Source organism: Egibacter rhizosphaerae (assembly GCF_004322855.1).
Lineage (GTDB): Bacteria > Actinomycetota > Nitriliruptoria > Euzebyales > Egibacteraceae > Egibacter > Egibacter rhizosphaerae.
In genome coordinates, this window is the sequence record NZ_CP036402.1 from 1914463 (window position 1) to 1924530 (window position 10068).

The 10068-nt window shown below is 72.8% G+C and carries 7 protein-coding genes and 3 tRNA genes; 4 read left to right on the forward strand and 6 right to left on the reverse strand.

The genetic code is table 11. From position 1 onward, the window contains the following. The 3 genes from ER308_RS08865 to ER308_RS08875 form a co-directional block, all read right to left on the reverse strand. Positions 1-546 (reverse strand): hypothetical protein, encoded by a 546-nt coding sequence (locus ER308_RS08865; RefSeq protein ID WP_131154649.1) that lies wholly within the window; start codon positions 544-546, stop codon positions 1-3. Between the two features lie 278 nt (positions 547-824). Next, positions 825-898, reverse strand: a tRNA-Arg gene (locus tag ER308_RS08870). Positions 899-1053: 155 nt separating this feature from the next. Beyond that, positions 1054-1941, reverse strand: coding sequence for a universal stress protein (locus tag ER308_RS08875; protein WP_165491931.1), 888 nt, complete (start codon positions 1939-1941; stop codon positions 1054-1056). Positions 1942-2237: 296 nt separating this feature from the next. On the opposite strand from ER308_RS08875, the gene ER308_RS08880 reads away from it, so the two are divergent. Continuing rightward, entirely contained in the window at positions 2238-3314 is a 1077-nt protein-coding gene (locus ER308_RS08880; protein WP_131154651.1) for an ATP-binding cassette domain-containing protein, read from the forward strand. Beyond that, on the forward strand, positions 3311-4180 hold the full coding sequence (locus tag ER308_RS08885; RefSeq protein WP_205745978.1) for an ABC transporter permease: 870 nt from the start codon (positions 3311-3313) through the stop codon (positions 4178-4180). The genes ER308_RS08880 and ER308_RS08885 overlap by 4 nt, the downstream gene beginning before the upstream one ends. A 30-nt stretch (positions 4181-4210) precedes the next feature. On the opposite strand, the gene ER308_RS21500 is transcribed toward ER308_RS08885, so the two are convergent. The 3 genes from ER308_RS21500 to ER308_RS08900 form a co-directional block, all read right to left on the reverse strand. Beyond that, complete coding sequence (locus ER308_RS21500; protein ID WP_165491932.1) at positions 4211-7582, reverse strand: cell wall-binding repeat-containing protein; 3372 nt, start codon at positions 7580-7582, stop codon at positions 4211-4213. A 166-nt stretch (positions 7583-7748) separates the two neighbouring features. Then, positions 7749-8531: a methyl-accepting chemotaxis protein gene (locus ER308_RS08895; RefSeq protein ID WP_205745979.1), complete on the reverse strand. Its 783-nt coding sequence runs from the start codon at positions 8529-8531 to the stop codon at positions 7749-7751. 348 nt (positions 8532-8879) lie between these two features. Further along, a tRNA-Ser gene (locus ER308_RS08900) sits at positions 8880-8971 on the reverse strand. Positions 8972-9099: 128 nt separating this feature from the next. Between ER308_RS08900 and ER308_RS08905 the strand changes: the two genes are divergently transcribed. Both ER308_RS08905 and ER308_RS08910 read left to right on the forward strand, forming a co-directional pair. Continuing rightward, positions 9100-9187 (forward strand) — tRNA-Ser (locus ER308_RS08905). 198 nt (positions 9188-9385) lie between these two features. Further along, positions 9386-9943, forward strand: coding sequence for a hypothetical protein (locus ER308_RS08910; protein WP_131154653.1), 558 nt, complete (start codon positions 9386-9388; stop codon positions 9941-9943). Positions 9944-10068: the final 125 nt, after the last annotated feature.

Genomic DNA, 10068 nt, shown 5'->3' on the forward strand with positions numbered 1-10068 from the left:
TCAGGCCACCCCCTCGAGCCGGGCGTGGTGCTGCTGGCGGTCGGCGAGCCACGCGGTGACCTCGGCGCGCTGCCAGCGTCGCTGCCCGGAGGCGGGCGCCGACCCGCCGAAGGCCTGGGGCAGGGTCGCGACGGTGATCGGGGTGGGAAGCTCGCCCTGCTCCCAGATCCGGGCCGCGGCCCACTTCTTGATGGTGTCGAACGGCAGCCCGAGCGCGGCGGCGAGCCCGCGCGTGTCGAGCAGCGCGCAGCCGGCCAGCGGCGCGAGCGGGGTTTGGCGGGGCGTGGCGCCGGCGGCGTGGTGGCGGCGCGCCAGCCAGTCATCCAGCTCGGCGGTGCGCACCGTGAGCCGCCCGGCCCATGGCGCAGCGGCCGAGCCGGGGCCGATCCACAGCGGCTCGGGGATCGCGTCGTCGAACCACGCGGCGGCGTTGACAAGATCGGCGAAGTGCTCGCGGCTGACGCCGAGCAGGCCGATGAGCTCGCCGCGGTCGACCAGCAGCGGCACCGAAGGGGTCTGGTTTGCGGTGGTGGTGTGTTCGCACATGCCGGGACCGGTGCGAGCTCTGCGACCGGTGACAACCGGCGGCCACCACCCCGCGCGTGCCCTTCCCCCGCGCCCCCCGGGACGGGGATGGGCGCGCGGGTCGCCGCCCGCCCGCCGGCGGTGGCCCGCGGCGGGCTCGGCTGTGTCGCAGCTGTGTCGCGGCTGTGTCGCGGTGGGCATCGGCGCACCCCGTTATGGGTGCCCGCCGACCCGCCGAGAGGAGCCCGATACGCGTGTGACCAGGGCGAACGCGCCCTGGTCACACCGTGGATCGAAGGCGCGCCGGGGAGGATTCGAACCCCCGACCTTCTGATCCGTAGTCAGACGCTCTATCCAGCTGAGCTACCGGCGCGTGCGGGGAACCGCATTCCGAGAGGCTAGCGCACGGCGACATCACTCGCACCGAGCGGACACCGGCTCGGAACGGTGCCCATGCGGGCGCACACCACACCGCGAGGAGGAGATCCACGCCGGTGAACCGCCGCTGCGAGTCGCGCGACGACCGCCTTACTTCCGGTCGTGCACCACCACCGTCGGACACTGGGCGTACTGGGCGACCTGCATGCCGACCGAGCCGAGCAACATGCCGGCGAACCCGCCGCGCCCGCGCGAGCCGAGGACCACCGTGCGGGCCTCCGAGCTGCGATTGATGAGCACCTCGGCAGGCGTACCCGTGAGCGGCTGCTCCTCCACCGCCACCCCATCGGGGATGCGCTGCCGTGCTTGCTCCATCACGCGGTCCCGGCCGTGAGGCTTCGGGTCGGGATCGGCGTAGAGCACCACGACCGTCCCACCGCTCACCTGCACCTCCTGAACGGCCCAGTCCAGCGCCGGCGCCGCATGGTCGGACCCGTCGAACCCGACGAGCACGTGCCCGCCCTCCCCGAGCGGCTCGGCGCCGCGCTCGGGCCCGGGCACGATGGCCACCGCCCCGGACGCGTTGCTCAGCAGCTGCATGCTCACCGACCCGATCACGAGGCCGAAGAACCCGCCCACTCCGCGGCTGGCGCTGACGAGTAGGTCGGCGCCCTCGCCCGCGTCGAGCAGCGCCTTCGCGACGTTGCCCTCCCGCACTGGCCGCACCTCACGCTTGACCGGCACGTCGACGTCGCCGAGGTCCGCGAGCGCCTGGTCGGCGATCTTCTCGGCCCTCTGCTGGGACTCGGTCGAGACCTGCTCCGCGGTCGCGGAACCCAGGCCTTCCGGGGTCACGTAGGCGTGCACGGCAGTTACGCCCCCACCACGATGCCGCGCCAGGTCCACCGCCCACCGCAGCGCACGATCGGCACCGGTCGATGCGTCGATTCCCACCACCGCGGTCCACATCGCGATCACCTCTCCTCGGATGCCGGCGCCGTCTCCGGCATCGTGCTCTCTCGTCTGCAGCGCGTGCACTCTGCATCCTCTCAGGAAGATGGCCTGGAGGTGGAGTGCCCGGAACGCCGGAATGACCCTATTACTCGGCCCGTTGGTCCCGGTTCGTCGCATGGAACCGGCCACGCCGCGCGCAGCGGTTGTCCGGCCGAGGCTGCAAGCGTCGCCTCACGCGGGAAGGCTCGGGGCTGCTGGTGCGTTCACGACCGAGGAACAAGGCCGTCCCATCGCCACACGGGCACCACGCGCCCTGGCGCGAGTGCGGTCGACCCCTGTCGGGCTTATGGTCCGCGACACGTTCGAGACGAGAAGGAGCCATGGCGGTCATCAGCGCCCGCGGCCTGCGGAAGGCCTATGGAGACACGGTCGCCCTCGACGGGGTGGACCTCGACGTGGCGGCTGGCACGGTGCTCGGCCTGCTGGGGCCGAACGGCGCCGGCAAGACGACCGCCGTGCGGGTGCTCACCACCCTGCTGCGCCCGGACGCGGGTGAGGCGACGGTCGCGGGCGTCGACGTGACCGGTGACCCGCACGGGGTGCGGCGTCAGATCGGGCTCGCCGGCCAGTACGCGGCCGTGGACGAGAACCTGACCGGGCGCGAGAACCTCCGCATGGTCGGGAGGCTGTACCACCTGGGCCGCGACCCCGCCCGCGCCCGGGCCGACGAGCTGCTCGAGCAGTTCGCCCTGACCGACGCCGCCGACCGACTCGTGCGCACCTACTCGGGCGGGATGCGCCGCCGTCTCGACCTGGCCGCGAGCCTCGTGGCCAACCCACCGGTGCTGTTCCTCGACGAGCCGACCACCGGCCTCGACCCGCGCAGCCGGCTCGCCTTGTGGGACCTCATCGAGTCGCTCGTCGACGCCGGCACGACGGTCCTGCTGACGACGCAGTACCTGGAGGAGGCCGACCGGCTCGCCGACCGCATCGCCGTCATCGACCAGGGCCGGGTCATCGCCGAGGGCACCAGCGACCAGCTCAAGGACCGCGTCGGAGGCGCCGTCGTCGAGGCGCGCGTGGCGCCGGACGACGAGGCTCGCGCCCGTGACGCGCTCGAGGCACTGGGCACCGGCGCCTGCCACCGCACCGAGGACGGGCACCTGACGGTCCCCGCCAACGGGACGACCGACGTGGCCGCCGCCGCCCGAGGGCTCGAGGGCGCAGGCATCGACGCGATCGAGCTCGGACTGCGCCGCCCGACGCTCGACGATGTCTTCCTCGCGCTGACCGGCCGGGCAGCCGCGGAGGTCTCGGTGCCGCCGTCGCGCAACGGGGAGGGACCCGACGCAGCGGCCGAGTCGGGGGAGGCAGCGCTGCACGGCACCGCGGTGGGGCCCCACCATGCCGGTACGGGCGACGGCGGTCCCGACGGATCCAACGGGAGGGGCGCGTGAGCCTCGACACCTCACCCACCGCCGCGAGCCCCGGGCCCCCGGCCGGAACCGCGCAACGGCCGGGTCTGCCCGAGCGCCTGCGCTGGGAGATCAGCGACGCGCTCGTGGTCACCTGGCGCAATCTGATGCGCTGGGTCCGCCTGCCGCGGCTGCTCGTCGTGTCGACGATCCAGCCGATCATGTTCGTGCTGCTGTTCAACTTCGTGTTCGGCTCGGCGATCCAGATCCCGGGCGTCGACGGGTACATCGAGTACCTCCTGCCCGGGATCTACGCGCAGGCCGTCGCGTTCGGGGCGGTGCAGACCGGCGTGGCCCTCGCCGAGGACCTCGAGCAGGGCGTGATCGACCGGCTGCGCTCGCTGCCGATGAGCCGCTCGGCGGTGTTGGCGGGCCGGACGCTCGCGGACACCCTCCGCGCGGGCTTCGTCGTCCTGCTGATGACCGGGGTCGGCGTGCTCGTCGGGTTCCGGTTCCAGACGGGGATCTGGTCCGTGCTCGCCGCGTTCGCGATCATCGTCGTGTTCGCGCACGCGCTCGCGTGGGTCTCCGCTTGGGTCGGACTCACCTCGAAGGGCGCGGAGACCGCGCAGGCGACGAGTTTCGTGTGGGTCTTCCCGCTCGTGTTCGCCTCGAGCGCGTTCGTACCACCGGCGGCGATGCCCGACTGGCTCGCGACGTTCGCGCTGGTCAACCCGATCAGCTCGGTGGTCGACATGGCCCGCATCCTCATGCTCGGCCAGCCCGCCATCGACATCCTCGAGATGAGCCCGGGCTTCGCGTTCGCGCGCGTGACCGTCTGGGTCGTAGTGCTGCTCGCGATCTTCGTGCCGCTGGCGGTCAGCCGTTACCGTCGCGCCGCCGAGTGATCGGCGGCGCGACGAGTGGCGGCGCGGCGCTCAGTCGTCGAGCCGCAGCGTCCCGGCGGCGGTGAACTGGACCGCCCCGTCGCTGTAGCTGGTCGACAGGTCCGTGAACTCCTCACAGCCGAAGGTGACGCTCTCGCCGTCGTCGGATAGAACGCCGTCCAGGGGTCGTCCCTCGCGGCCGGTGGGAAGGTGGGTCCCGCTGTCGGGGCGTACACCATCCCCGGCGTCGGGCCAGAGCACGCCGCCATCGACGCACTGCACCCGCAGGTTCTCGGTGCCCTCGGACACGGTCGTCTCGTAGAGCAGGTCGGCGTACGAGATGATCGGCCGAACGTGCACCTCGCGGTAGCCGACCTCCACCTGCAGGTCGACGGTGACAGTCCCGTCGTCGTCCACGAACACCGTCGGCTCGTACCCCGGGGACAGGTCCTCGCCGGCCACCGATCCCGAGTGCGCGTACGTGCGCTGGCGGGTGCCGCACGCACCCCCCGGACTGGGGCAACCCTCCCAGCTGGTGGCACCGCTCACGTGCACGCGGCTGCCACTCGCGTCGTACTCGACCCCGATCTGCTCCCGCATCTCGGGCGACAGCGCCGGATGGTCGTACACCGGCTGCGGGTCCTCGGCCCGGATGAACCAGTGGGCACGCCACCGGACGTGGGAGTCCTCGGTGATCGGGATCGACTGCATGTTGCGGTAGGAGCCCTCGAAGTCCATGTCGAGGGTCCCTTCGAACGGGGGGCACGGCGGCCCTTGCGGCTCCACGGTGATCGACCCGTCGGCCAGCGCGCCCTCCTCCAGGGACGCGTTGCTCGTCACGATGTAGAGGTCACGGGGATCGCAGAAGCCGCGTCCGTCGGGCTCGTCGAGCGACACCCGGCGGTACAGACCGGTGTCCCGGTCGCGCAGGATGCCCTGGACGCGAACGTCCTCGTCGTCGACCAGCTCGTCGTCCGCGGTGATGACGACCTCGCCCTCGGAGGCGACGTCGCCGCCGACCTCGACGTGGTCGTAGCGCATCGACCGGCCGGGCACCCCCGCGGGCGCGCCTGAGGTGCCCCAGTCCGCGAGGTCGATCTCCACGTGGTCGCCACCGGCCTCGAGCGCGTGCCGCTGGCCGGGCAGGTCCGGCTCCAGGTCGTCGGGGAAGCCCGGCGCGACGTCGGCGAACCGCGGCGTGACCGGGTCGCCGGGCAGGTCGAGGTTGGAGGCGCGCACCGCGAACTCGTGGAAGTGGTCGGCGAAGGCGAACGCTTCGTCGAGCTCCTCCACGATGCGGACGTCGTCGGCCTGGTTCGCGAGGTCGGCCCACGACTGATGAACGAGTTCGGCGGCCGCCGTCTGCTCCATCATGACCGGCCACAGATACGCGCCGTAGGCGTCGCGCTCGTCGAGCGGCGCAACGGTGGGCATGAAGTCCCCGACCGCGTCCTCGTGGAACTCGCGCAGTACCTCGTGGTCCTCGGGGAAGTGGGGCAGCATCGCCCAGCTCGCGCTGGCCTCGTAGTACCAGCGATCGTCCAGCGAGTGGTGGTGGGCGTACTGGAGCACGTGGTACAGCTCGTGGGCCGCGACGCCCCGCAACTCGCCGGGGTCGTCGAGCAGGTCTCGGCGCAGAAGCATCATCCCGCTCGACGAGGTGCCGACCGACGGATGGTCGGTCGGCTCCACGGCGGCCGCCGCGCCGCGCGGGGCCCGCGGCGACCCGACCGCGTCGGCGATCTCGCCCGAGGGCATCACGAAGACCTCGATCCGGTCCTGCGGCGGGTCGGCGGCGGGATCGAGCTCGGGTGGTCCCAGGCCGTCGGGTACATCCCGGGTCAGCGGCTCCCACACGGCCTCGAGCTCGGCCGCGACCGCGTCGGCGTCACCCTGATCGCCGTGGTCCTCGCACATCCAGACCACGAACGGGTGGGTGTCGTGCTCGTGCTCGCGCCACCTGGCCTCCGCGCACGGCGGCACCAACTCGCTCCCGTCGGCCCGCCCGTGTGCCAGGCTCGAGGTCGCGTCGTCCGCCGTGAACACGCTCGCGGGGTCGTTCGGGGCCGCGAGGTAGGGCTCGACGGTGTCGCGCACGTCGCCCGGCAAGTCCTCCCACGCCGCCGCGAGCTCGCCTAACACCGCGTGATCCTCCCACTCGCGTCGCTCGCCGGCGTACCTGTCGGGCAGCCGGTCGTCGTCGAACCGCGCGAAGAGCCGGTACTGCAGGCCCGTCGCCTCGTCGATGTCTCCCGACGCCACGGCCTCCTCGATCAGCGCCCGAGTGGTCGTGGGCGTGAGGTCGGGCGGCTGCGGCAGGTTCGCGGGCGCCGCATGGCAGGCGTCGAGCGCGGCCCCGAGGTCCCCGACCGCCGCCGACGCGACCGCGGCCTCGCCACCGACGACCCGCGCCGACGTGAGGTCCAAGGCGCAGACCGCGTCCTCCACCGGGGCGGGGATCGCGTCGGGCTGCACGAGCAGCACCGGGGCGGCTTGCGCCCCGGCGACGGCGCCCGCGGCCAACGCGTCGGGGAAGGCCCACCCGGTCGCGACGTACGCCTCACCACCGGCGCCCACCGTGTCCTCGGCGATGCGGATCGCGGTCTCCACCCGGTCCGCGCCCGCGATCCGGCGCACCTGCGAGGCGTGGTCGCGCAGCTCACCCAGCACCCCGTCGTCGACGGCGGCGGGTCCGCCGAGCACGACGATCTCCGATGGCTGCAGCTCGGCGAGCGCATCGGCGGTCGCGTCCGGCAACGTACCCGTCCGGGTCAGCAGGATCGGCGCCTCCGCAGCCACAGCCGCCGGTACCCCGGCGAGCGCATCGGGGAAGGCCTCGCCGGTGGCCACGAACACGGTGTCCGTCCCGCCGGGGAAGGCCGAACGCGCGACCTCAGCGGCCGTGGCGAACCGCTCCGGCCCGGCGACGCGCTCGACCGTCGCCTCCGCCACGGCCCCGAGCTCGGCCTCCACCACTCCGTCGACCGCGGCCTCCCCGCCCAGGACCACGAGCCGGTCGGGGTCGAGCCGCTCGAGCTCGTCGTGTGTGGGCTCGGGAACCCCGGCGGCGCGCGTCAGCAGCAGGGGCGCGTCATCGCGAGCCGCGGCGACCCCGGCCGCGAGCGCATCGGGGAACGCCTCACCCGTGGCGACATAGGCCACCTCCACCGTCCCGTCGAAGGCGTGGCGGCTGAGCTCGACCGCCGTCTCGTAGCGGTCCGCTCCGGCCAGGCGCGTCACCGGGTCGTCGGACCCCGTGACCCCTGCGCTCTGGGCGCGAGGCCCTCCGGTGTCCGCACCGGTGGGGGTGTCCCGGTCCGAGCCCGCGGCCGGGCTATGGGCACCCTGCCACGAGGTCGCGAGAAGCAGCGGCAGCGCCACGATCAAGCACACGAGCATCACACGGGACCGACGGGAAGCCATTCCACATCTCCAGGACAGGCGGGGCCACGCAGGTCGTGGGAGTGTCGGCCCACCGTGTCCCGGCGTTGTCCCGCGAAGCGACCCGCGGGCCACCCCTATCCGGTGGGAGCCCGCGTCCGCACGGCCGCGGACGACCGGTTGGCATGGTCGGGCGAGCCGCTCGGGTTCACCGCGGACGGGTCAGGGCGACCCGAGCCTCCTCAGCCGTGCCGGTTGTCGGCGCCACCCCGTCGAACGACCCGGCGGTTCGACCGTCCCCGCTGGGTCGCGCCTGCTCGGGACGCCCGTCCTCGGTCCCCGCGGTGGGCGCGAGCGCGCGGACCTGCCCCTCGATCCCGGTGACCGCCTCCGAGGCGTGGCGCATCCGGCGAACGATGTCCTCGCTCGCGGTCGACTGTTCCTCCACGGCGGCGGCCACGTGCTGTTGCAGCCCGGCGATCTCGTGGACGACCTCCCCGATGCCGTCGAGAGCTGACGACGTCGCACCTGCCTGCTCGCGGACGTTGCTCACCTGAGCACTGATGCGCTCGGTGGCCGAGGCCGTCTGCTGCGCGAGCTCCTTGACCTCCCCGGCCACGACGGCGAACCCCTTGCCGGCCTCGCCCGCCCTCGCCGCCTCGATGGTGGCGTTCAGCGCGAGCAGGTTCGTCTGTTCGGCGATGGTGGCGATCAGGTCGGCGACCTCGCGGATCTCCTCCGACGCGTCGGTCAACCGTTGCACCGTCCCGGACGCGTCGTCGGCGCGGCTGGCGCCGTGCGTCGCGATCTCGGAGGCGCGTTCGGCGTTGCCGGCCACCTCGGTGATGCTCGCCTCGAGTTCCGCCGCGCTCGTCGCCGCCGTCGAGACCGCCTCGCTGGCCTGAGCGACCTCGTGGGTGATCGCCTCCGCGCCCTGGGCGACCCGCGCGGCTTGTTGCGCGGACTCCTCCGCTCGTCGCTCCTGGGCCATGGCGCCCTGCTGGGCCTGCTCGGCCGCGGCCCGCTGGCCGTCCTCTGCGAACCGAGGACGGCGATCAGTGGGACGTGCAGCACCAGTACGGCGGTCAGCAGACGGTGACGCCGTTGCAAGGTCGCCTCGGGCAGTGGGTCCCCGCGGGGGATGAGTTCGCGTAGGCGCAGCATGGTCCGCGTGCCGGCCCCCGCACCCACCGTCAACCGGGGCGTGCGTTCGGCGCTCGCCCGATGACAACGGCGTCCTCTGCGAGCAGCCCGTCAGAGGACGCCGCGAAGCCGCCGAGGACATGCCGCGTCAGGGCGAGGCTGCCCGCGCACTCGGGCCCCGGACGGCGGGAAGGGATGGCGGAGGCTGAGGGATTCGAACCCTCGAGGAGCCGGAGCTCCAACGGGATTAGCAATCCCGCGCCATAGACCAGACTAGGCGAAGCCTCCAATGCCCTGCCGCGCAGAGCATCGGCGAGTGTAGCCACGTCTCCTCGTGCCCGCGACCGTGCTCGCACAGTCTCGACAGCGGCCATGGACCTGCCCTCATCCGTCCGACTTCCTACACTGCCGTCTCTGGAGGCGTGGCCGAGCGGACGAAGGCAGCGGTCTTGAAAACCGCCGGGCACTTCGTGTGTCCCGTGGGTTCGAATCCCACCGCCTCCGCCGCGCCAGCCAGCACGTTGACAGGGCAACCTGGCGGTGGTGGCCGCTCACGAAGGAAGCTACGTAGTGTCAGGCAGCCACGGCCGAGCTCCCTCGCACAACGCGACATCGGCGTCGGGCAGTTCCTCTACATCACCAACCCGTTGCTGCGCAGCTTCAGCGAGAGTGGGTAACGGAGACAACGAGGAGGGCCAGCGTATGGCGGCGACCTCGTCGCAGGACGCGGACGACCTCACCGTTCGTGACCTGCTGGCCGGTGCGGCGTTGAGCACTATCGCCACCGCCGGGCTGTTCGTCGCGCTGAGCGTCGGCACTCTCGCCTACGAGTGGTTCGCCGGCAGGGCGCCGCTGGCCGACGATCCCCCCTTGGCACTGCTGCTCGAGGTGGTGGAGTTCGCCAGCATTCCCGCCGCCGCGGCGCTGCTGCTCAGTGCGGCAGCGCTGTCCGGCCCGGTGTGGGTGCAGCGCCGCGTCCGCCGCGTCGATGCGCACTTGGCCGTCTACACCGCGGCTGGCGCAACCCTGGGGACGTTGGCGGGCCTCTGGTTCTTGGGCGGCTGGGACGGTGTCTTCGGCATCACCTTCATCTTCGCCACTGCGCTGGGCGCTGGAGTCGCTGTCGCAGCCCGAGCGCTGGCCGCGTGGGCCTCCCGCCGCCCAGCCGTGCCCTCGGTTCTCCTCGTCGCGATCGCGGTCGCGGTCGCTGCCCCGGGCGCGCTGTGGTGGATAGGCGCTCTCGTGCCGCAGTTGAGCTGACGTCTCCCCGGCAGCGAACAAGGCTGCACCGTCAAGCCGGCCTCGACACGTGAGACCTGCTCGCCGCCGTCCCGTCGCCGCGACCGTTGCGCTCGATGCATACCTCGCATACATTCGGCGCAAGC

Bases quoted from the DNA above. Each gene is read 5' to 3' on its own strand.
- ER308_RS08865 (WP_131154649.1), bottom strand. From the start codon at position 546: ATGTGCGAACACACCACCACCGCAAACCAGACCCCTTCGGTGCCGCTG.
- ER308_RS08880 (WP_131154651.1), top strand. From the start codon at position 2,238: ATGGCGGTCATCAGCGCCCGCGGCCTGCGGAAGGCCTATGGAGACACG.
- ER308_RS21500 (WP_165491932.1), bottom strand. From the start codon at position 7,582: ATGGCTTCCCGTCGGTCCCGTGTGATGCTCGTGTGCTTGATCGTGGCG.
- ER308_RS08895 (WP_205745979.1), bottom strand. From the start codon at position 8,531: ATGGCCCAGGAGCGACGAGCGGAGGAGTCCGCGCAACAAGCCGCGCGG.
- ER308_RS08910 (WP_131154653.1), top strand. From the start codon at position 9,386: ATGGCGGCGACCTCGTCGCAGGACGCGGACGACCTCACCGTTCGTGAC.